Below are 22,963 nucleotides of genomic sequence, written 5' to 3' on the forward strand. Positions count from 1 at the left end.
CCTCTACACCGCCTGCCGGGCACTGGAGTTGCCCGTGGCCGTCGTGGACGGGGAGCGGGACATCCGGCCCCGCTCGGCCGTCGACTCGCTCGTGCGGGCGCTGCCCCGGGTGCGCCGGGTGACCCTGGCGAACAGCGGCCATCTTCCGTGGGTCGAGGATCCGTACGGATTTCGGGATGCGGTGATGACGGCAGCGCTGTGAGGCATCGTCTCCGATACTGACCCCGTGACCATCCGTATGCGCACCGCCCACACGGCGGACCTCACCCCGGCCGACCTCCGTGCCGCCCGCGAACTGCTGGACGCGGCCTTCGCCGGTGATCTCACCGACCAGGACTGGGAGCACGGACTCGGCGGCGTCCACGCGCTGCTCGCCGACGACACCGGGCTCGTCGCGCACGGGTCGGTCGTCATGCGCCGGGTGCGGTACCGCGGGCGCTGGCTGCGGGTCGGGTATGTGGAGGGGGTCGGTGTACGGCCCGACGCCCGGCGCAGGGGGTATGGCGGGCTGGTCATGGCCGAGCTGGAGCGGATCGTCGATCACGCCTACGACGTCGGGCTGCTCGGCGCCAGCGACGACGGGGCCCGTCTCTACACCGCGCGCGGCTGGCAGCTGTGGGGCGGCAAGATCTCCGCCCTCGGCCCGGACGGCATCGTCCACCTGCCCGAGGAGGAGGACAGCACGTACGTCCGGCCCGCGCTCGCCGGGCCCCTCGACCTCGGCAGCGACCTCCTCTTCGACTGGCGTGACGGGGACGTGCTCTGACGGACACCGCGTTTTGTGAAACCGCAGGTCAGCCGCGTGTGACTCGTTTCACCGTCTCAGATAGTAGGAAGTCCGAGTAATTGTGGAGACAGATGCGCGGTCCTGTCCTAGCTTTGTAGGAGCCGAACGTCTCGCTAGACCAAGCGAATGGCGGTCGTGAGCCGGACACCGTGCAGGCAACCCCTGTGGTCCGTCGCTCCCCGCCCCTTCCGGCGTCTCGTAACTCCCTTCCGCACTCCAGGAATTATCGAAGGAGTCGATTCTCCATGGCCGAGACGACCGCCCGCCGCCGAGTCCGCCACGTGTCCCGCACGAGCGAGTCCGAGCGCAAGAACGCCGCCGCCGCCCTCCAGCGCGCCCTCGACCGCCGGGACAACGGCGGCGAGACCGGCCACTGAGCCGACGTAGCCCCTGTAAGCCTTAAAAGCACGCCCACGTACCGGGAGCCGCGCCCGCACGAGGTGCGGCGCGGTCTCAGTGACCGCGCCGCACCTCGAAGTGGTCGATGCGCTCGCTGTTCTGGTCCAGCGCCGACACCTTGAGCTTGGGAGTGCTGCCGCTCTCCGCCTCCACCGAGAGGAGGGAGAAGCCCCGGTAGCGCACCCGCGACCACTCCACCGTCTCCGCCCTGGTCTGCTGGTCCTTCGCCCACTGCACGGTGTCGACCGCCCCGTGCCGCGTGACGTGCCCCTCGTAGCTCTCCTTGACGCCCGCCGGGAACCCGTAGAGGTCCCGCCCGCCGCCGCCCGCCGTGACGTAGACGATCCCGTCCCGCGTCGGATCCGTGGACGCGCCGATGGGTACCGCCCTGCCGACCTCGCCGTTCCTGATCGCGTCGGTCCGCTCGTAGACGTGGTTGTGCCCGTTGATCACCAGGTCCACCTGGTGCTTGGCGAACAGCGGCAGCCACTCGGCGCGCACGCCGCCGTCCGAGGCGTGCTGCGAGGTCGAGTAGGCGCAGTGGTGGAAGAAGACCACGACGAAGTCGACCCCCTTCGTCGCCCGCAGCTCACGCAGCCTGCCGTCCAGCCACTTCGTCTGCTTCCCGTCCGTGTAACCGAGGTTGGCGGGAATCTCGTACGACACGTCGTTCGCGTCGAGCGCCACGACGCCGACGTTGCCGTAGACGAAGGAGTACACGGCCGGCGCGTGCGTCGGGTCGAAGCCGTTCTCCGGGAGGGACCAGCGGGCGAGCTGGCCGCCGTAGCCGTCGGGGGAGTACCACGCCTCCATGTCGTGGTTGCCGGTCGTCACCATCCACGGGACGGACCGGGAGACCGGCTCGTTCTGCTTGAGGAACAGGTTCCAGTACGTCGGGTCGTAGCCGTCCGTCGTCTTGCCCAGGCCGTTGGTGTCCGCGTAGCAGATGTCGCCGGCGTGCAGGTGGAAGGCGGGGTTCTGGCGCAGCAGGACATGGTCGTTGGCGACGGCCGCGTTGCTCACGCCCTGGTCCCCGAAGGCCGTGAACACGAACTTCTCCGGGCTCGCCGGCGCCGTACGGAACGAACCGATCGTCGAGCGGTGTGCCGGCGTCGCCGGGTCGAAGCCCTCGTGTCCGACGCCGTAGTAGTACGTCGTGCCGGGGTGGAGGTCGTTCAGGGCCGCGTGGACGTAGTACTGCTCGACCGCGGGGCGCACGCCCGTCAGCCCCGGGGTGTGCAGGTCGCGTACCTCGGCGGTGATCCGGCGGCTCAAGTCGTCCGGCTTCGTCCCCACCCGTACGTACGGGTTCCTGACCGCGAACGGCACCTGCCAGGAGATCCGCATCCCCGTCTTCGGGTCGGCGCCGAAGGCGAGATGGCGGCCGAAGGGTGTGACGGCCGCGCCGGGCACCTTGGAGGTCGCGGGGGAGCTGACGGCGGTCTTCTGGTCGCTGGTTCCCGTGCCACCGGTCGTGCACCCCGTGAGCAGCCCGCCCGCCACCGCGCCCGCCGACACCAGCGTGCGGCGCCGGGACAGCTTGGTGCGCAGGTACTCGTACTGCTCGGCCATGCTCATCCGGGCCGCGAGGTGCTCCGGGATGCCGACATCTGGTGTCTCCATGTCGATGAAGTTCCCAGCGAATCTCAACGGGGGCCATGCGTAGGGGTGAACGTACGTCGAACGGCCGACGCCGACCCTGCCCCGGCCGCCCCGGCGCTGTCCGTATCGCGGACACCCCGTGTCATCCCATGGGACGCGGAGTACGGTGGCGGGCATGTCTCGCAGCATCGATCTCGCAGTGATCCCCGGTGACGGCATCGGTCAGGAAGTCGTGGCCGAAGGTCTGAAAGTCCTCTCCGCCGTCCTTCCGCAGGACGTGAAGCTGGAGACCAAGGAGTTCGACTTCGGCGCCCGGCGCTACCACGCCACCGGTGAGACCCTCACCGACGCCGACCTGGCCGCGCTGAAGCCGCACGACGCGATCCTGCTCGGCGCGATCGGTGACCCGTCGGTCCCGTCCGGTGTCCTGGAGCGGGGTTTCCTGCTCAAGCTGCGCTTCGCCTTCGACCACCACGTGAACCTGCGGCCGAGCAAGCTGCTCCCGGGAGTGGCGACCCCCCTCGCCGGCGAGCCGGAGATCGACTTCGTCGTGGTCCGTGAGGGCACCGAGGGCCCGTACACCGGCAACGGCGGCACGATCCGCAAGGGCACCGAGCACGAGGTCGCCACCGAGGTCTCCGTCAACACGGCCTTCGGTGTCGAGCGCGTCGTCCGTGACGCCTTCGCCCGCGCCCAGGCCCGCCCGCGCAAGAAGCTCACGCTGGTCCACAAGAACAACGTGCTGACCTTCGCGGGCCACCTGTGGACGAACGTGTTCAACAAGGTCGCCGCGGAGTTCCCCGAGGTCGCCACCGACTACATCCACGTGGACGCGGCGACGATCTACCTCGTCACCGACCCCGCCCGCTTCGACGTGATCGTCACCGACAACCTCTTCGGCGACATCATCACCGACCTCGCCGCGGCCGTCTCCGGCGGCATCGGCGTCGCCGCGAGCGGGAACATCAACCCGTCCGGCGAGTTCCCCTCGATGTTCGAGCCGGTGCACGGCTCCGCGCCCGACATCGCGGGCCAGGGCAAGGCCGACCCCACCGCCACGGTCCTGTCCGTCGCCCTCCTGCTGCGCCACCTCGGCTACGAGTCCGAGGCCGTCCGCATCGAGGACGCCGTCTCCGCCGACCTCGCGGAGCGCACCGGCAAGCCCGCCCGCGGCACCACCGAGATCGGCGACGCGCTCGCCGTACGAGTAGCCGGCTGACCCCGCCGCCTCACTCGAAACTCTCGCAGTCTTTCGAAGCCGCCGGGTCGCAACCGCACCCGGCGGCTTTTCTTACGTCCCCGCCGGGTGCCACCATCATCCCTGGGTCGCATTCACGCCGTTTTCGTCCACGGTCCACCACGCGCGATAATCGAACGCGGAGCCGCGGAATGAGGCAATGCTCGGACGTCCTAACACTGGCCACTGGCAGTCGAAGGCGTGAGCGCGGCCCGTCACACACAACCGGTGAAGGACAACCACTCATGACGACGCCCACGATCGAGCTCAAGCCCTCGGCCTCGCCACTTTCCGCCGCCGAGCGCGACGCGATTCTGACGAACCCCGGGTTCGGCCGCCACTTCACCGACCACATGGTGACGATCAAGTGGACCGAGGGCCGCGGCTGGCACGACGGCCAGCTCGTGCCGTACGGCCCGCTCTCCCTCGACCCCGCGAACATGACCCTGCACTACGCGCAGGAGATCTTCGAGGGCCTCAAGGCCTACCGGCAGGCCGACGGCTCCGTCGCCACCTTCCGCCCCGAGAAGAACGCCCGCCGCTTCCAGACCTCCGCCCGCCGGCTCGGCATGCCGGAGCTGCCGGTCGAGACGTTCATCGAGGCCTGTGACGTGCTGGTCCAGCAGGACCGCGACTGGGTCCCGGCGCACGGCGGCGAAGAGTCCCTGTACCTGCGCCCGTTCATGATCGCGACCGAGGTCGGCCTGGGCGTGAAGCCCGCCAACGAGTACCTCTTCCTGGTCATCGCCTCCCCGGCCGGCGCCTACTTCCCCGGTGGCGTGAAGCCCGTCTCCATCTGGGTCTCCGAGGACCACGTCCGCGCCGTCCCCGGCGGCATGGGCGACGCCAAGACCGGCGGCAACTACGCCGCTTCCCTCCTCGCCCAGGCCGAGGCCGCCGAGCAGGGCTGCGCCCAGGTCTGCTACCTCGACGCGGTCGATCGCAAGTGGGTCGAGGAACTCGGCGGCATGAACCTGTACTTCGTGTACGGCGACAGGATTATCACCCCCACCCTCACCGGCTCGATCCTGGAGGGCGTCACCCGTGACTCCCTCCTCACCCTCGCCCGTGACCTCGGCTACACCCCCGAGGAGGGCCGGATCTCCATCGAGCAGTGGCAGCGCGACTCCGAGAACGGCACGCTGACGGAGGTCTTCGCCTGCGGTACGGCCGCGGTCATCACCCCGGTCGGCACGGTCAAGCGCACCGGCGCCGAATGGCACCAGTCCGCCGGTGAGCCCGGCGAGGTCACGCTGAAGCTCCGCGCGGCCCTCCTCGACATCCAGCGCGGCGACACCCCCGACAAGCACGGCTGGATGCACCCGCTGGGCTGAGCCCGACTCCCGGTCGAGCGCCGGAAGTCGGTTCGACGCGTAGCTCCTCCCCCGTACGGGTATCTCCTGAATCCACGGGGGAGGGAGCACGGGTGAACGGACGGTCGCCGCTGGCGAGGCCACGCTGGCTGCTCCGCGCCCTGCGCACCCCACGCCGCCCGCAGAGCCTCACCGTGCTCCTTCTGCTCGCCGCCTGCGCCGGCCTGCTGCTGTGGTTCGCCAAGCGCATGGACAACTACGGCGAGAACCTCACCCTCAACCTGGGCACCGACATCGTCGGCGTCGTCATCACCGTCTTCGTGATCGGCCCGCTGATCTCCCGCGCCCAGGAGGGCCGGGTCCGCGAACACACCCGGCTCGACTACGAGTGGTTCAGCGCCCAGGTCTACGGCTCCACGTCGAACGTGAAGGTGCTGGACACCTTCTCCAACCTGTTCGGCCCCCAGTACTCCGAACGCCTCTTCCGCGGCATCAGGTCCGCGACCGCGCACGGCGCCCGGGTGCAGATCCTGCTCCTGGACCCCGACTCCCTCGCCGTGATCCTGCGCGGCCGTGAACTGGGCGAGCGGAGTGCCGACATCCGCCGCGACATCCTGCGCAACCTGCGCACGCTCAGCCACTTCGCCCGCCGACTCGACGACACCTCACGCCAGTTCCTCGAAGTCCGGCTCTGCTCGACCTCCCCCGGTGTGACTCTCTACCGCTGGGACGAACGCTCCCTGGTGTCCTTCCTCACCGTCGGCCGGCTCTCCGGCGAGGGCGTCCAGCTCGAAGTCGCCGTCCGCTCCCCGCTCGGGGCGTTCGTCGAGCAGCGTTTCGACGAACTGTGGCAGCAGAGCAAGCCGATGGAACGGTTCACCCATCTGCCGGTGACCCTGGTCGACGCGACCGACGGCCGACGGCAGTTCACCTGCCGGTTCGTCTTCGTCGACGACGGTCTGTACGTCGCCGGACACGACCTGGTCTCCTACATGGCACGCCATCGCCTCGACCAACTCAGCGCGTTCAGCGAGGCCTTGACCGTGCCGGGCGCGCACGAGCTGATCGTCGTCGACGACGAGAGCGCTCTGCATGAGCTGCTCAGGCAGAACTTCGCGGAGAAGTACGATGCGTCGGCGACCGCATTCGTCGAATTGCGGCCGACGGTCCTGGTCACGGAATAGAGGCCCTGCACCAATGAGTTCAGCGCTCCACCTTGCTCCGCACACGAGCAGCACCCGATTTCGCGCCTTCACACCCCGTGACCTGGACGGTCTGTTGCAGCGCGTGTCCATCCCGGCCACCGAACGGCTCGCCCTGCGGGCCGTCGCCTCGGTTCTGCCGTTCCGTACGAACACGTATGTCGTCGACGAGTTGATCGACTGGTCGGCGGTGCCAGACGACCCGATCTTCCGGCTGACGTTCCCGCAGGCCGGGATGTTGCCCGAGCCCGATCTCAAGCAGATGGCGGACCTCCTCTCCCAGGAGGCGCCCAAGGCCGAAGTCCTGCGCGCGGCCCACGAGATCCGGATGAAGCTCAACCCGCACCCCTCGGGCCAGCTCGACGCCAATGTGCCCGTGTACGAGGGCGAGCGCCTGGAAGGGCTCCAGCACAAGTACCCCGAGACGGTGCTGATCTTCCCCCGCCAGGGCCAGACCTGCCACGCCTACTGCACGTACTGCTTCCGCTGGCCCCAGTTCGTCGGCGAGTCCGAACTCCGCATCGCCACCGACGACATCGGCACGACCACCGCCTACCTCCGGGCCCACCCCGAGGTCACCAGCACACTGATCACGGGCGGCGACCCGCTGGTGATGAGCACGGAAGTCCTTCGCCGCTACGTCGATCCCCTCCTGGAGATCGACACGATCCGCTCGATCCGCATCGGCACCAAGTCCCTCGCCTTCTGGCCGTACCGCTTCACGACCGACCGCGACGCCGACGACTTGCTGCGCCTCTTCGAGAAGGTGGTGGCGAGCGGCCGTCACCTGGCCCTGATGGCCCACTTCACCCACCCGCAGGAGCTGCGCCCGCCGGTCGTGCGGGACGCGATGCGCCGCGTACGCGGCACGGGCGCCGTGATCCGCTGCCAGGGCCCGCTGGTGGCCGGCATCAACGACAATGCCGAGGCATGGGCCGAGTTGTGGGACGAGACGACCACGCTCGGCGCCGTGCCGTACTACCAGTTCGTCGAGCGCGACACCGGCCCCCAGGGCTACTTCGGCGTCCCGCTGGCCCGCGGCCACCAGATCTTCCGCGACGCCTACGCCCGCGTCTCCGGCCTCGCCCGCACGGTCCGCGGCCCGGTCATGTCCGCGATGCCGGGCAAGGTCTGCGTCGACGGAATCGCGGAGGTGGCCGGCGAGAAGGTCTTCGTTCTCCACCTGATCCAGGCCCGCGACCCGTCCCTCGTCGACCGCCCGTTCTTCGCGGCCTACGACGAGAACGCGACGTGGTTCACCGACCTGAAGCCGGCGTTCGGCTTGAGCGAGTTCCTGCCGGGGCTCGGGCAGGTGTGACCCGTGGGTGCCTCACCTCAGCCTGCGGTGACCGTCGCCTACGCGCTCGTCGCCGTTCTCCTGTCCGTGGTCGTGGCGCTGGTCGCGGCTCTCCTCGGCGTCAAAGACGGTCACGGCGCGACCACCGTGGTTCGATCGGCAGCGCTGGCTTTCGCCGGGTCGATGGCCCTCTGCATCCCAGCCTTCGCTGCAGTTCGCCTGCTGTAGCGCCGACCCCGGCCGGGGCCTCGCCCGGGCGGCCCGTGCCAGGGGCTGTTCGGAGAGACAGGCTCAGATACACCACGCCGCCCACCGCCCCCGACAACAAGAAACTGCAGTCCACCCCGCCCGTCCACGACAGCAACGGCCCCTCGTACGACGGCAGCGACACCGCCAGCAGCCCGACTCCCGCACCCACCGCCCACGCGATCACCGCACGCAGATTCCAGCCGCCCCGGTACCAGTAAATCCCGCCCAGGGAGCGGCGGTTGAAGACCTGGAGGGCGTCCGCGTCGTACATCCCCCGGCACCGCACGAAGCCGATGAGGGTGATCACCGCCCACGGCGTGCCGATCGCTGTGAGCAGGAGCACGAAGGACGTCATCGCGGACTGCGCGTTCCAGGCGTAGTGGCCGACGAAGACGCAGACCATGGCGACGATCGCGACCGCGCAGGTCGCCCGGGCCCGGGAGGCGCGGGGCAGGATCGCGTCCAGGTCGAGGCCCATGGAGTAGAGCATCAGCCCGGCGTTGCCGACCGAGCCCGCCGAGGCGGCGAGCAGGAGCGGGACCAGGTACCAGGTGGGCGACGCCGATACCAGCGGGCCCGCGTAGTCGAGGGCCGCCCGCGCCCCGAACGCCGTGAACGTACCGAAGAGTTGAGGGACGAGGAGACCGGCGATCAGCCCGAGCCAGGTCGCGTGCAGGACCGTGCGGGAGGTGTGGCGGACCGGGGAGACGTAGCGCGTGTAGTCGCCCAGCAGGGTGATGAACGCGATCGGCCCGGACAGTCCCGCCGCCACCGTCGCCAGACACCACGTCGGCCAGAACCCGCCCAGCAGATAGCCGCCCGCCCCCGGCAGCGCGGCGGTCGTGAAGTGCGGGGCGTACGCGACCACGCCCAGGATCAGCAGCGCCGTCATGCCGACCGAGAGCACGCGGGACATCGCGAGCAGCACCCGGTACCCGTACACCGCGCCCGCGACGGTCGCCCCGGCGAGCAGCGCGTACACGACGGCGTACGACGCCCCGCCCTCCGGCAGTCCGAACAGCCGGTGCAGCACGCCCACCATCACATCGCCGCCGATCCACACGGTCAGCGCGGTGTACCCGAGGGCGAGGAGCAGGCCCACGACCGAGCCGACCAGACGGCCCCGCACCCCGAACTGGGCGCCGGACGACGTCGACAGGTTGGTCGCGGTGCGCAGGGAGACCAGGGCCAGCGGAGCCGTGAACAGCGTCCCGACCACCGTGCCCGCCACGATCGAGGAGACGGAGGCCCACCAGCCGAGGCCGAACGACGGCGGCAGCCAGCCGAAGATGATCACGCCGAGACAGAGGTTGGAACCGAGCAGGATCGACACGAGGTCACGCGGACCGCTGGTGCGCTCCTCGTCGGGGATGGTGTCGACTCCGCGCTGTTCTATCGGCATGGTGGGTCACCTCTTTCTTAGAGTGACGTTCAATGTGAACCGAGTGAGGGTGGCGCGTCAACCGTTCCGGAGATGGCTTTTACCGTTTAGAGTGATGCTCTAAAGGAGGGATACGGGATGAGACTGACCCCCACGGAACGCGACCGGCTGCTGCTGTTCTCGGCCGCCGAACTGGCCCGCGCCCGCAAGGTACGCGGCCTGAAGCTCAACGTGCCGGAGGCCACCGCGCTCATCGCGGACACGGTGTGCGAGGCGGCTCGGGACGGTGCTCGGCTTGCCTTCGCGATCGAGCGTGCCCGGTCAGTCCTGGGGCCGGACGACGTCCTGCCGGGCGTCGCCGACATCGTCACCGAGGTGCATGTCGAGGCGGTCTTCGACGACGGTTCGCGCCTCGCGGTGGTCTCGGATCCGATCGGCGGGGGACTGGCCGGGGACGCTCCGGGCGCCCTGCTCCCGGGACCGCCGCACGCCGAATCCGAGGCCGTCGTCCGCGTCACGGTCACCAACACCGCGACCGTCCCCGTCTCCGTGACCTCCCACTTCCACTTCTTCGAGGCCAACCCGCGCCTCGACTTCCCCCGCGCCGAGGCCTACGGCATGCGGCTCGCCGTACCCGCCGGTTCGTCCGTCCGCTTCGGGCCGGGCGAGAGCGCCGAGGTCGGCCTGCTGCCGATCGGCGGCGAGCGGATCGCGATCGGTTTCGCGGGCCTCGTCGACGGCCCGCTGGACGCGCCGGGTGCGAAGGAAGAGGCGCTCCGTCGCGCAACCGCCTGCGGATACCTGGGGGTTGAGCTGTGAACCCGTACGAGTACGCCGCCACCCACGGCCCCCGCGCAGGCGACCGCGTCCGCCTTGGCGACTCGGGACTGACCATCCGCGTCGAGTCCGACTCGCAGCGCTACGGCGACGAGTTCCTCGCCGGGTTCGGCAAGACGGCCCGCGACGGACTGCACCTCAAGGCCGCCGCCGTGCGCGAGACCTGCGACGTCGTGATCAGCAACGTCGTCGTGATCGACGCGGCGCAGGGCATCCGCAAGGTGTCCATCGGGATTCGGGAGGGGCGGATCTGCTCGATCGGGCGAGCCGGTAACCCCGACACCCTCGACGGCGTGGACGTCGTCGTCGGCACCGGTACCTCCATCGTGTCCGGCGAGGGGCTGATCGCCACCGCCGGCGCCGTCGACACGCACGTCCATCTGCTGTCGCCGCGCATCATGGAGGCCTCGCTCGCCTCCGGGGTGACCACGATCATCGGGCAGGAGTTCGGCCCGGTGTGGGGCGTCGGCGTCAACTCGCCCTGGGCGCTGCGCCATGCCTTCAACGCCTTCGACGCCTGGCCGGTCAACATCGGCTTCCTGGGCCGGGGTTCGTCGTCCTCGGACGCCCCGTTGATCGAGGCGCTCGCCGAAGGCGGGGCCAGCGGCTTCAAGGTGCACGAGGACATGGGCGCCCACGCCCGCGCGCTGGACACCGCGTTGCGGGTCGCCGAGGAGTACGACGTCCAAGTCGCCCTGCACAGCGACGGGTTGAACGAGTGCCTGTCCGTCGAGGACACCCTGCGTGTCCTGGACGGCCGGACGATCCACGCCTTCCACATCGAGGGCTGCGGCGGCGGGCATGTGCCGAATGTCCTGAAAATGGCCGGAGTTGCCAACGTCATCGGCTCCTCCACCAACCCGACCCTCCCCTTCGGCCGGGACGCGGTCGCCGAGCACTACGGCATGATCGTCTCCGTCCACGACCTGAAGACCGACCTGCCCGGCGACGCCGCGATGGCCCGCGACCGCATCCGCGCCGGCACGATGGGCGCCGAGGACGTGCTGCACGACCTGGGCGCGATCGGCATCACCTCGTCCGACGCACAGGGCATGGGCCGGGCCGGCGAGACCGTACGCCGTACGTTCGCCATGGCCGGGAAGATGAAGGCCGAGTTCGGCGCGCTCGGCGGTTCTCCGGAGACGGACCACGACAACGACCGCGTCCTGCGCTACATCGCCAAGCTGACCATCAACCCCGCGATCGCACACGGACTTTCGCACGAGGTCGGCTCCATCGAGGTCGGCAAGCTCGCGGACATCGTGCTGTGGCGGCCCGAGTACTTCGGCGCCAAACCGCAGCTCGTCCTGAAGTCCGGGTTCCCGGCCTACGGCGTGGTCGGTGACCCCAACGCGGCGACCGACACCTGCGAACCCCTCGTCCTGGGACCGCAGTTCGGCGCGCACGGTTCGACACCCGCCGACATCTCCGTGGCGTTCGTGGCCCAGGCAGCCCTGGACCAGGGCAACGACTCGATGCCAACTCGGCGCCGACGCGTGGCAGTTCGCGGCACCCGGGGCATCGGGCCCGCCGACCTGCGGCTCAACTCCCGTACCGGAGCGGTCGATGTGGACCAGCGCACCGGCCTGGTCACCCTCGACGGCGAACCGTTCCGCTCCGAACCGGCCGAGTCCGTCTCCCTCAACCGCCTCTACTTCCTCTAGAACTCAGAACTTGAGACTTAGGACTTCTGATGAGCTTCCGTATGCCGCCCGAGTGGGCCCCGCACGAGCGCACCTGGATGGCCTGGCCCGGACCCAACCCGACCTTCTCCAACGAGGAGGAGCTGGCGGAGGCCCGCGCCGCCTGGGCCTCCGTCGCCCGCGCCGTGCGCCGCTTCGAACCGGTGACGATGGTGCACGGGCCGGGGCAGGGTGAGTCGGCGCGTGAGCTGCTCGGCCCGGACGTCGACCTGGTCGAGCGCGAGCTGGACGACGCGTGGATGCGGGACATCGGCCCCACGTTCGTCACCGATGGTCACGAACTGGCCGCCGTGGACTGGACGTTCAACGGCTGGGGCGCTCAGGGCTGGGCCCGCTGGGAGCACGACGCGAAGATCGGCTCGTACGTCGCGGACCTCGCGGGCGCGACGACGTACGCCTCGAAACTCGTCAACGAGGGTGGCGCGATCCACGTCGACGGCGAGGGGACGGTGCTGCTCACGGAGACGGTCCAGCTCGGCCCCGAGCGCAACCCCGGCTGGACGAAGGCGGAGGTCGAGGCGGAGATCCACGCCCACCTCGGCACCCACAAGGCGATCTGGCTGCCGCGCGGTCTCAGCGGCGACTATCCCCCGTACGGATTCGGGACGTTGGGGCATGTGGACATCGTCGCCGCGTTCGCCCGCCCCGGTGTCGTGGTCGCGCATCACCAGCCGGACCCGGCGCACCCCGACCACGAGATCACCAAGGAGGTCATCGGCCTGCTGAAGGCGCAAACGGACGCGCGCGGGCGGAGGCTGGAGGTCGTCGAGGTGCCCGCCCCGACCGTCCTGGAGGCCGACGGCCACTGGGCCGACTACTCCTACATCAACCACTACCTCTGCAACGGCGGGGTCGTCCTCTGCGCCTTCGACGACCCGCGTGACGAGATCGCGGCCGGGATCTTCCGCCGGCTGTTCCCAGGGCGGACGGTCACGCTGGTGGACGCCCGTACGATCTTCGCGGGCGGTGGAGGCATCCACTGCATCACCCAGCAGCAGCCGAAGATCTAGGGCCGGAGGAGTCGGGATGGCCGGTGCGCGGAAGAACGCGCCGCCGCGCGAGGACGTACTCGCCGCAGCCATGGGCATGATCGCCGAACGTGGCCTGGAGCAGCTCACCATGGCGGCGCTCGGCCGTGAGGTCGGCATGAGCAGCGGCCATCTCCTCTACTACTTCCACTCCAAGGACGAACTGCTGCTCCAGGCCCTGGAGTGGAGCGAGGGCAGGCTGGGCGCCGAGCGCGGACGCCTGCTCACCCGTACGGGGGCGACGGTCCGCGAGCGCGTCGACGCGTACGTCGACCTGTACGTCCCCGAAGGGCACCGCGATCCGCACTGGACCCTGTGGCTGGAGGTCTGGAACCGTTCGCAGAACGCCGATGACGACGCCCGCGACCGGCAGGCCGCCATCGAGGGCGTCTGGCACCGCGACCTGGTCGCGCTGATCGCGGAGGGTGTGTCGCGGGGTGAGTTCCGGGCCGTCGACCCGGACCGTTTCGCCGCCCGTCTCCGCGCTCTCCTCGACGGTTTCTCCATCCACGTGGCGATCGGGCTGCGGGGCACGGACCGGGAGCAAGTTCTCGGCCATGTACGGGAGTTCCTCGACGAGGGGCTGCTCGCGGACGCGTGACCTTCCGTCCCGGTTGTACGCAATACGACCGATTGACCCTGTGGAGCCCGGTGCGCTTGCATCCCTGTGAGTTCCCGGTGAGGGACCGGGGGACGACGAGGTTTCGGGGGAAGCCATGTTGATGTCCAGACGTACCTCCACCATGTCCTTGGGGGCCGCGCTGCTCCTCGCGCTGGGTGCCGCCGCCGTCCCGGCCGACGCGGCACCGCACCGGCCGCCCGGTGCGGAACGGGTCAGCACCGCGGCCGACGGCAGCCAGGCCGACGGGTCGTCCGCCGAGGCCGCGATCAGCGCCGACGGCCGGTCCGTGGCGTTCACGTCGACCGCGCCTAGCTTCGGCTGCGCACGCTCCTTCTCGTGCCTGCGGGTGAAGAACCTGGCCACCGGCGGAGTGACCGCGATCGACCTCGGGCCCGGACACACGTACAGCGCACCGGTGTTGAGCGCGGACGGGAGCCGGGTCGCGTACTCCGCCGGCACCCGCTTCACGGCCCCTTACCTGTACGACCGCGGCACCGGCAGCTCGACGAGGCTGTGGCCCGAAAACCCGCCCGGATCAAACGAGTTGGGCCGCGTGGAGTCCCTCAGCCCGGACGGCACGCACGTCGCGTACACCCTCGGCAACCGCAACGGCCCGGACGCCACCCGGCTCCTCTACGTCCGCGACACGGCCACCGGCACCGACGAACTGGTCTCACCGGCCGAGGAGGGCGACAAGAACGGCGCCTCGGTGAGCGGCGACGGCAAGCGGATCGCGTACGGCATCCGCACCGGCTCCGAGGACGACCCGGCTGACGTCTACGTCAAGGACCGGGCGACGGGCGAGCGGACCCAGGTCGACACGGGCCTCGGCGCCGCCTACCTGGTCCGTGTCACCGGGGACGGCCGCCGCGTTCTCCTCTACGCCGAGGGCGGTCTGTACGTCCATGACCTGCGCACGGGGAAGTCGTGGCGCGTGGCCGAGGGGCGTCCGGAGTCGGTCACGGCGGACGGCCGGTACGCCGTCGTCTCGGGCGAGGACGGCACGCGGGTGCGCGACCTGCGGACCGGGCGGAAGGGCGCCGCCCTCCCATGGGGCAGCCAGACCGGATCGGACGTGCTGACCGCCAACGGCCGTACGGTGACGTTCAGTTCGTCGGTGTCGTACCTGGTGCCGGACGACACCAACGGGGAGTCGGACGTGTTCGTCTACTCGGGCCGACTCGGCACGCACCCGGCCCCGATGCCGTACGTCACCGAACGGATCAGCCTCACGCGGGACGGTCAGCAGCGCACCGTCGCGTCCCACGACCCGGTGATGGCGGACGGCCGCAACCTCTCCTTCGCGTCGGACGGCAGTGTCTTCGTCAACGCGCCAGGAGGCATCTCCCAGGTCAACGACGCCACCCAGAAACCCTCGTCCGAAGGCACACCCTGCACCAGCGGACGCATGGTCGGCTATGTCGCGTCGCACGCGACCGACGGCGCCCCGGAGGTCTTCATCCGCAACCGCTCGGTCGGAAAGCTGACCGGCCTCGCCTCCTACCAGGGCGCCCGCTTCACCTGGATGGGACAGCCCGCGATGGAACCCGGCTGCCGGTGGATCACCTACGCCGCCACCCTGCCCGCCACCTCCACCGACCCCGCGCCCCAGCCCCGGATCTACCGCTTCACCTTCAACGGCGGCGCCGACGACGTGGTCAGCGCCCCCACCGGCAAGGCGGCGACCAACCCGTCCATCAGCTACGACGGCCGGTACATCGCCTTCGAGCAGGGCGGCGCCGTCTATGTCCGCGACCTGGACACCGGCACCCTGGAGAAGGCCGGCGACAAGGCATCGGCGCCTTCCGTCAGCGAGGACGGGCGCAAGGTCGCCTTCCAGCACGGCAGGGACGTCTACGTCCGTGATCTCGACGCCGGGACCACGACCCGGGTCGCCAAGGGAGCGGAGCCCTCGCTCTCCGGGGACGGTGCGCGGGTCGCGTACACCGCGGGGGGTTCCGTGTACCTGATCGAACTCTCCACCGGCAAGCGGCAGTTGATGAGCGCCGACCGTTGGGGCGGCCGTAACGATCTCCCGGCCCTGCATCCCTCCGTCAATGACGACGGCACAGTCGTGGCGTTCGAGTCGGCGTCCCCCGATCTGGTGACTGGGGACACCAACGGGGTGTCGGACGTGTTCATCCGCCAGGCGAGTTGATCAACCGGCTGTTCGCATCATGAGACGGACGGTGAGCACGGACGCGGGGTGTGCCAGACTGCGTCCGTGTTCTCGTTCGCCACGATTATTGGCAGCAGGCGCGCCGGTCCGCAGTGACCGCCTCGTACGACCAGGTACGGGCGGCCACCGTCGTCACTCGACCCGCGCGCAGACCTCTCGCACCCGCGAGGGGTTTTTCGCTTTTCTGGCCCACCCGCAGCCGGGAAAACAGTGCGAGGGATCATTGAGGGACGGTGGAGCCGGTCATTCCGGTACAGACCGAGATTCAGATCCTCAGGAGCCAGAGACCATGACGGAAACCAGCGAACTCGACGATTCGTTCCACGTCTTCGACACGACCCTGCGTGACGGCGCGCAGCGGGAGGGCATCAACCTCACCGTCGCGGACAAGCTGGCCATCGCACGGCACCTGGACGACTTCGGCGTGGGCTTCATCGAGGGCGGCTGGCCGGGTGCCAACCCGCGCGACACCGAGTTCTTCGCCCGCGCCCGGCAGGAGATCGACTTCAAGCACGCGCAGCTGGTCGCGTTCGGCGCCACCCGGCGAGCGGGAGCGAAGGCGAGCGAGGACCCGCAGGTCAAGGCGCTCCTGGAGGCCGGAACCGAGGTCATCTGCCTCGTCGCGAAGTCGCACGACCGCCATGTCGAACTGGCCCTGCGCACCACCCTCGACGAGAACCTGGAGATGGTCCGCGACACCGTCTCCCACTTGGCCGCCCAGGGCCGCCGCGTCTTCGTCGACTGCGAGCACTTCTTCGACGGCTACCGCGCCAACCCCGAGTACGCCAAGGCCGTCGTCCGTACGGCGTCCCAGGCCGGCGCGTCCGTCGTGATCCTGTGCGACACCAACGGCGGGATGCTCCCGGCGCAGATCCAGGCGGTCGTCTCCACGGTCCTCGCCGACACCGGCGCCCGGCTCGGCATCCACACCCAGGACGACACGGGCTGCGCGGTCGCCAACACCCTCGCCGCCGTCGACGCGGGCGCGACCCACGTCCAGTGCACGGCGAACGGCTACGGCGAGCGCGTCGGCAACGCCAACCTCTTCCCCGTCGTAGCGGCTCTGGAGCTGAAGTACGGCAAGAAGGTGCTGCCCGACGGAAAGCTCCGTGAGATGACCCGGATCTCGCACGCGATCGCCGAGGTCGTGAACCTCACCCCGTCCACGCATCAGCCGTACGTCGGCGTCTCGGCGTTCGCGCACAAGGCCGGACTGCACGCCTCCGCGATCAAGGTCGACCCGGACCTGTACCAGCACATCGACCCCGAGCAGGTCGGCAACACCATGCGGATGCTGGTCTCCGACATGGCGGGCCGCGCGTCGATCGAGCTCAAGGGCAAGGAACTCGGCGTCGACATCAGCGGCGACCGCGAGCTGGTCGGCCGGGTCGTCGGCCGGGTCAAGGAGCGCGAGCTCAAGGGCTACACGTATGAGGCGGCGGACGCGAGCTTCGAACTCCTCCTCCGCGCGGAAGCGGAGGGCAAGGCCCGCTCGTACTTCGAGGTCGAGTCCTGGCGCGCGATCGTCGAGGACCGCCCCGACGGCACCCACGCCAACGAGGCCACGGTCAAGCTCTTCGCGAAGGGCGAGCGCATCGTCGCCACGGCGGAAGGCAACGGCCCGGTCCACGCCCTCGACAGCGCCCTGCGCGTCGCCCTGGAGAAGATCTACCCCCAGCTCGCCAAGCTGGAGCTCGTCGACTACAAGGTCCGCATCCTGGAGGGCAAGCACGGCACGTCCTCCACGACCCGCGTCCTGATCGCCACGTCCGACGGCTCGGCGGAGTGGTCGACGGTAGGCGTCGCGGAAAACGTCATCGCCGCGTCCTGGCAGGCCCTGGCGGACGCGTACACGTACGGCCTGCTGCGCGCGGGAGTCGAGCCGGCGGAGTAAGAGAGCCGAACGCCGGAGGAGCTGATTCTCAGCCCAGGAAAATCCAGTCCGGTTGAGCACCGGAGGGGCTGATTTTCAGCCCCTCCGGCGTTTGAGGAGCGGGGCCTGGGGCGGAGCCCCAGAAGGATGGGACGGGTAGGGGCGGCGGGGGCGAAAACCTACTGCAGATGCCACTTCTGGTTGGCGGCCCCCGTGCACGTCCAGATCTGCGCCCGAGTCCCGTTCGTAGACGTATTGCCCGTGACATCAAGGCACTTGTTGGCCGCCGTATTCACCACATCACCGGTGGTCGCGTTGTACGACCACTGTTGCGCGGCGGTTCCATTGCAGTCGTAGAGCTGCACCTTCGCCCCGTCAGCCGTCGAAGCCGACGTCACGTCAAGGCACTTGCCGAGCGAGCGCACCGTGCCATCGGTCCCCACGGTCCACTGCTGAGCGGTCGAGGAGTTGCAGTCGTAGACCTGGACGGCCGTGCCGTTGGTGGCCGAACCCCCGGCCACGTCGAGGCACTTGCTCCCGAGGCCGACGAACGCGCCGGTCTGGCTGCCGCCCCCGGCCTGCGTGCCCGCCCACGTGAACGTCGCGGACGTCTTGCCCGGCAGAGAGTAAGTCGCGTGCTGGCCACCCCAGTTGATGGTGACGGTCTTCGCGGTCGAGGCGTCGTTGTACGCGATCAGCGCCTTCGAACCGTCCGGATTGCGCCATGCCACGTTCGGCACGTTGGTGGACGCCGTGGAGGCGATCCGCTGGGCGCCCGGCCGTACGAACTTGGTCAGCTGGCCCATCGTGTAGTACTCGATGGTGTAGTCGACGGTCCCGCTCGCGCTGTCGCCGTTGTGCACGGTGACCAGCCCGGTGCAGGTTCCGCAACCGCCGTTGTGCGGGCCCATGTTCTGGTCCACGGCCAGCGACCACTTGGTCACCGACTTCGCCCAGTTGCGGGTGTAGTCGATGATGTTGTTCATGTCCTCGCGCTGCTGGTTGGCGATCCAGGTGCCGCCGGAGTGCTCGGTGCCGAAGGCGTCGAGGGTGGGGTACTGGTTGTGGACGGTGGTCTGCTTGGCGATGTCACCGCCGTAGCCGTGCCAGGCGATCCCGCCGAAGTTGGGGTTGGAGCGGACGGCCGCATCGTCCACGGTCGGGGCCGCGTACGAGTCGTACACGTCCCAGTTCCAGTCGTGCGCCAGCACCTTCGTCGTCAGGCCGGACGCGTTGAGCTTCGGCAGCAGCTCGCTCTTGGTGAAGTAGGCGAGCCCGGACGCGTTCCAGCTCATCGACGGGTAGCCGGAGCAGCAGGTCGGCTCGTTCTGGACGGTCACGTACGAGACCGGAACGCCCTGATCCTTGTACGCCTGGAGGTACTTGACGAAGTAGTTGGCGTAGGCCGCGTAGTCCTCGGACTTCAGCCAGCCGCCGTTGAGCGACCCGCTGTCCTTCATCCAGGCCGGTGCCGTCCATGGCGAGGCCATGACAGTCAGAGACGGGTTGAGCGAGAGCGCCTGCTTGGTCAGGGGCACCACGTCCGCGAGGTCGTGCGCGATCGAGAACGAGGTGAGGTTGGGGTCGGTCTGGCCGGACGCCACGTCGTCGTACGAGTACCCGTAGCGGGCCAGGTCCGAGGCGCCCATCGGGTTGCGCAGGAACGACAGGCCGATCCCGTCCGTGGGCGAGAACAGCTTCTGCATGGTCGCGTTCCGGGTCGCCGCCGACAGCGCGCCGCTGCTGTTCATCAGCCAGGCCGCGGTGTCCGTGAAGGACGCGCCGCCCCCGGTGAACGTCTGGTAGCGGGTGTTCTCGTCGACGGTGATGTTCTCGCCCGTGCCGCCGGTGCCCGACTGGAAGGCGAACGGCGTCTGGGCCTGGAGGCCGCGGACGACATGCCGTCCGCCGGTGTCGTCGGTGGTGGTGAGCCAGGCCGTGACCTGTTCACCGGCCGCGTGCGCGGGGGGTACGGCCGCGGTGAAGCCGGCCACGGAGAGCAGTCCGGCGAGCAGCAGCCGGGCCGTGCGGGGGGTTCTCCTGGACATGGATGCGTTAGCCCTTCCTGACGAGATGTCTTGACGGGTCTGCGGGCCGTTAGTTAACTCACGGCGTGATCTAAGTCATGAGTGAACTGTGCGAACCCAGAGTGAACCAGAGCTCCAGAGCCGAGGGAAGGTCCATGCCAAGAACCGCCCTGCTCGTTTCCACCGCCCTGTGCGCCGCGCTGCTGTCACCGGCCGCCGTGTCCCAGGCGGCAGCCGCCGCAGACCCAGCCCCCACCCCCGTCGACCGCTTCGAGGGCGAGGTGCCCTTCGCGAGCCAGCCCGCCGAGGGCATCTTCACCTGGGGCGGTGACACCGACGACCCGCCCCAACTCGCCCTGACCGCGAGACCGGACGCCCCCGAGGGCGCGAAAGTTCTCAGCGGGACGTACGACATCAGCGGCTACGGCGGCTTCACCCACGACTACGCCGCGACCGAGCCCGGCCACGACTGGTCCGCCCACCAGGGCATCCGCTTCTGGTGGGACGGCCAGAACACCGGCAAGGCGACCAACTTCGAGATCAAGGACGGCGGCGCGAACGGCGAGGCCTCCGAGCTGTGGACGACGTCCTTCACGGACGACTTCACGGGCTGGAAGCAGATCGAGATCCCGTTCACGAACTTCGTCTACCGCACGGACTACCAGCCCGTCGGCGGCATCGACCACGTCCTCGGCCTGACCCAGATGTGGGGCTACGCGGTCACCCTCCCGGTCGGTGTGCCGCACGGCCAATTCGCCATGGACGACGTCGAGTTGTACGGCAAGGCCGACCAGTCCCTGCGCGCCTCCGTCACCACCGACTCGGCCGTCTACCCGGTCAAGGAGGGCGGTACGGCCGCGGTCAAGGTCACCGTCGCCACCACCGGCGCCGTCCCGCTGGACGACCCGGTGACCGTCGCCTACGAGTCGACCGCGACCGGTACCGCCACCTCCGGCAAGGACTACACCCCGGTCTCCGGCACACTCACCTTCCCGGCGGGCACCGCGTCCGGCACCACCCAGACCGTCAAGGTCCGCACGCTCAAGGGGAAGTCGGCCGAGAACGCCGAGACGATTCCGCTGAAGCTCACGGTCACCGGCGCCAAGGCCCCGACCGAGGCCCCGCAGGTCGTCATCGACGCGCACGGACTGCCGTACCTGGACAGCAAGTTGCCGATCAAGAAGCGCGTCGCCGACCTCGTGAAGCGCATGTCGCTGGAGGAGAAGGCCGGGCAGATGACCCAGGCCGAGCGCGGCGGCGTGGGGACCGGCGGTGACATCGCCACCTACGACCTCGGCTCACTGCTCTCCGGCGGCGGCTCGACCCCCACGCCCAACACGGCCGCGGCCTGGGCGAAGATGATCGACTCGTTCCAACTCCGGGCGCAGGCGACCCGGTTCCAGATCCCGCTGATCTACGGCGTCGACGCGGTGCACGGTCACAACAACCTGGCCGGCGCCACGATCATGCCGCACAACATCGGCATCGGCGCCACCCGCGACCCCCAACTCGCCGAGAAAACAGGCACGGTGACGGCCAGTGAGGTCCGCTCGACCGGCGTCCCGTGGGACTTCGCCCCCTGCCTCTGCGTCACCCGTGACGAACGCTGGGGCCGCTCCTACGAGTCGTTCGGTGAGGACCCGGCGCTCGTGCAGTCCATGGAGACGATGATCCAGGGCCTCCAAGGCGCCGCGAACGGCAAGCAGTTGAAGGACGACGACAAGGTCCTCGCCACCGCCAAGCACTTCGTCGGCGACGGCGGCACCGCGTACGGCTCCTCCACGACGGGCACGTACACCATCGACCAGGGCGTCACCACGGTCACCCGGCAGCAGTTGGAGGCCATCCACCTGGCGCCGTACCAGACCGCGGTGGACCGGGGCATCGGCACGGTCATGCCGTCCTACTCCTCGCTCGACATCGTCGGCGACGGCCTGGGCCCGGTGAAGATGCACGCCCGCGCCGACATGATCAACGGCGTCCTCAAGAACCGGATGGGCTTCGACGGCTTCGTCATCAGCGACTGGAACGCCATCGACCAACTCCCCGGCGACTACGCCTCGCACGTCGACACGGCGGTCAACGCGGGCGTCGACATGATGATGGTCCCGTACAGCTACAAGGACTTCAGCTCGACGCTCATCGCCGAGGTGAAGGCGGGTCACGTCACCGAGAAGCGGATCGACGACGCCGTATCGCGCATCCTCACCCAGAAGTTCAAGCTCGGCCTCTTCGAGAAGCCGTACGCCGACACGAGCAACGCGGCCCAGATCGGCTCGACTTCGCACCGGGCCGTGGCGCGGCAGGCGGCGGCCGAGTCGCAGGTGCTGCTGAAGAACGCGGGCAGCGTGCTGCCGCTGAAGAAGTCGCAGAAGGTCTACGTCGCCGGTTCCAACGCCGACGACCTGGGCAACCAGACCGGCGGCTGGACCATCACCTGGCAGGGCGCGTCCGGCACCAACACCACCGGCACGACGATCCTCCAGGGCATGAAGAACGCCGGCGGGAATGTCACCTACTCCAAGGATGCCTCCGCCGCCACGAGTGGCTATGACGTGGGCGTGGTCGTCGTAGGCGAGACCCCGTACGCCGAGGGCATCGGAGACGTCGGCAACGGCAACGACCTGACCCTCACCCCGGCCGACCAGGCAGCCGTGGACAAGGTGTGCGCGGCGATGAAGTGCGCGGTGCTGATCGTCTCCGGGCGCCCGCAGCTCATCGGCGACCAACTCCCCAAGATCGACGCCGTGGTGGCCTCCTGGCTGCCGGGCACGGAGGGCGACGGCGTGGCCGACGTCCTCTACGGAAAGCGGTCCTTCACCGGTCAACTCCCGGTCACCTGGCCGAAGTCGGAGTCCCAGTTGCCGATCAACGTCGGCGACACGTCGTACGATCCGCAGTTCCCGTACGGCTGGGGTCTGACGACGCTGACGAAGGCGCCGACGGGTGGCGCGACCACCTTGAAGGCGCTCGGCGCGGCAGCGGCCGTAGCGGAGAAGGCGCGTGCGGCGGAGGCGGGGAAGGCGCTCGTCACCAAGGCGCGGCTGATCGTGCAGGCGAAGGTGGGGCAGAACGTCACGGCGGCGGTGTCCAAGCCGTTCGCCGACGCGGACCATCTGCTGCTGACCGGGAAGTACGCGGCGGCCGTGAAGAAGTTGGAGGAGGCGTACCGGGCGGCCTAGGGCCTGCCCTGTTCGGTGGTTCCCGCACCCCCTGCGGCCTCAACG

General features: G+C 69.5%; 17 protein-coding genes. 14 read left to right on the forward strand and 3 right to left on the reverse strand.

Annotated elements, in window-relative coordinates:
• The 3 genes from ACFWP5_RS31695 to ACFWP5_RS31705 all read left to right on the forward strand — a co-directional run.
• Positions 1-202, forward strand: a 202-nt coding sequence (locus tag ACFWP5_RS31695; protein ID WP_384164165.1) for an alpha/beta fold hydrolase, incomplete at its 5' end; no start/stop codon positions are given.
• 24 nt (positions 203-226) lie between these two features.
• On the forward strand, positions 227-766 hold the full coding sequence (locus tag ACFWP5_RS31700) for a GNAT family N-acetyltransferase (RefSeq protein ID WP_384164168.1): 540 nt from the start codon (positions 227-229) through the stop codon (positions 764-766).
• 266 nt (positions 767-1,032) lie between these two features.
• Positions 1,033-1,164 carry a hypothetical protein gene (locus ACFWP5_RS31705; protein WP_366362211.1) on the forward strand — a complete coding sequence of 44 codons (132 nt, stop codon included), beginning with the start codon at positions 1,033-1,035 and terminating at the stop codon, positions 1,162-1,164.
• 76 nt (positions 1,165-1,240) lie between these two features.
• Here ACFWP5_RS31705 and ACFWP5_RS31710 read toward each other — a convergent pair whose 3' ends face one another.
• Positions 1,241-2,809, reverse strand: coding sequence for a purple acid phosphatase family protein (locus tag ACFWP5_RS31710; protein WP_384164172.1), 1,569 nt, complete (start codon positions 2,807-2,809; stop codon positions 1,241-1,243).
• A 154-nt stretch (positions 2,810-2,963) separates the two neighbouring features.
• On the opposite strand from ACFWP5_RS31710, the gene ACFWP5_RS31715 reads away from it, so the two are divergent.
• The 4 genes from ACFWP5_RS31715 (at position 2,964) to ACFWP5_RS31730 (ending at position 7,858) form a co-directional block, all read left to right on the forward strand.
• Positions 2,964-4,007, forward strand: a complete 1,044-nt coding sequence (locus ACFWP5_RS31715; protein ID WP_384164175.1) for a 3-isopropylmalate dehydrogenase — start codon at positions 2,964-2,966, stop codon at positions 4,005-4,007.
• A gap of 263 nt (positions 4,008-4,270) precedes the next feature.
• Positions 4,271-5,359, forward strand: a complete 1,089-nt coding sequence (locus ACFWP5_RS31720; protein WP_384164178.1) for a branched-chain amino acid aminotransferase — start codon at positions 4,271-4,273, stop codon at positions 5,357-5,359.
• 92 nt (positions 5,360-5,451) lie between these two features.
• Entirely contained in the window at positions 5,452-6,522 is a 1,071-nt protein-coding gene (locus ACFWP5_RS31725) for a hypothetical protein (protein WP_384164181.1), read from the forward strand.
• 13 nt (positions 6,523-6,535) lie between these two features.
• Positions 6,536-7,858, forward strand: a complete 1,323-nt coding sequence (locus tag ACFWP5_RS31730) for a KamA family radical SAM protein (RefSeq protein WP_384164184.1) — start codon at positions 6,536-6,538, stop codon at positions 7,856-7,858.
• 100 nt (positions 7,859-7,958) lie between these two features.
• Here ACFWP5_RS31730 and ACFWP5_RS31735 read toward each other — a convergent pair whose 3' ends face one another.
• Complete coding sequence (locus ACFWP5_RS31735) at positions 7,959-9,488, reverse strand: cytosine permease (RefSeq protein WP_384164187.1); 1,530 nt, start codon at positions 9,486-9,488, stop codon at positions 7,959-7,961.
• 117 nt (positions 9,489-9,605) lie between these two features.
• On the opposite strand from ACFWP5_RS31735, the gene ureA reads away from it, so the two are divergent.
• The 6 genes from ureA (at position 9,606) to cimA (ending at position 17,730) form a co-directional block, all read left to right on the forward strand.
• Positions 9,606-10,286 (forward strand): urease subunit gamma, encoded by a 681-nt coding sequence (ureA, locus tag ACFWP5_RS31740; RefSeq protein ID WP_384164190.1) that lies wholly within the window; start codon positions 9,606-9,608, stop codon positions 10,284-10,286.
• Complete coding sequence (locus tag ACFWP5_RS31745) at positions 10,283-11,968, forward strand: urease subunit alpha (protein WP_384164193.1); 1,686 nt, start codon at positions 10,283-10,285, stop codon at positions 11,966-11,968. Before ureA ends, ACFWP5_RS31745 begins: the two co-directional genes overlap by 4 nt.
• A 29-nt stretch (positions 11,969-11,997) precedes the next feature.
• Entirely contained in the window at positions 11,998-13,017 is a 1,020-nt protein-coding gene (locus ACFWP5_RS31750; RefSeq protein WP_384164196.1) for an agmatine/peptidylarginine deiminase, read from the forward strand.
• A 16-nt stretch (positions 13,018-13,033) separates the two neighbouring features.
• Positions 13,034-13,636 carry a TetR/AcrR family transcriptional regulator gene (locus tag ACFWP5_RS31755; RefSeq protein ID WP_384164199.1) on the forward strand — a complete coding sequence of 201 codons (603 nt, stop codon included), beginning with the start codon at positions 13,034-13,036 and terminating at the stop codon, positions 13,634-13,636.
• A gap of 121 nt (positions 13,637-13,757) precedes the next feature.
• A complete protein-coding gene (locus ACFWP5_RS31760) occupies positions 13,758-15,815 on the forward strand; it encodes a hypothetical protein (protein ID WP_384164202.1) in 2,058 nt (685 codons plus the stop codon).
• Positions 15,816-16,125: 310 nt separating this feature from the next.
• Positions 16,126-17,730: a citramalate synthase gene (cimA, locus tag ACFWP5_RS31765; RefSeq protein WP_384164205.1), complete on the forward strand. Its 1,605-nt coding sequence runs from the start codon at positions 16,126-16,128 to the stop codon at positions 17,728-17,730.
• Between the two features lie 158 nt (positions 17,731-17,888).
• Here cimA and ACFWP5_RS31770 read toward each other — a convergent pair whose 3' ends face one another.
• Entirely contained in the window at positions 17,889-19,757 is a 1,869-nt protein-coding gene (locus ACFWP5_RS31770) for a ricin-type beta-trefoil lectin domain protein (RefSeq protein WP_384164208.1), read from the reverse strand.
• Positions 19,758-19,891: 134 nt separating this feature from the next.
• On the opposite strand from ACFWP5_RS31770, the gene ACFWP5_RS31775 reads away from it, so the two are divergent.
• Complete coding sequence (locus tag ACFWP5_RS31775) at positions 19,892-22,918, forward strand: glycoside hydrolase family 3 N-terminal domain-containing protein (RefSeq protein WP_384164211.1); 3,027 nt, start codon at positions 19,892-19,894, stop codon at positions 22,916-22,918.
• The last annotated feature ends 45 nt before the right edge of the window (positions 22,919-22,963 follow it).

Source organism: Streptomyces sp. NPDC058469 (assembly GCF_042721125.1).
Taxonomy (GTDB): domain Bacteria; phylum Actinomycetota; class Actinomycetes; order Streptomycetales; family Streptomycetaceae; genus Streptomyces.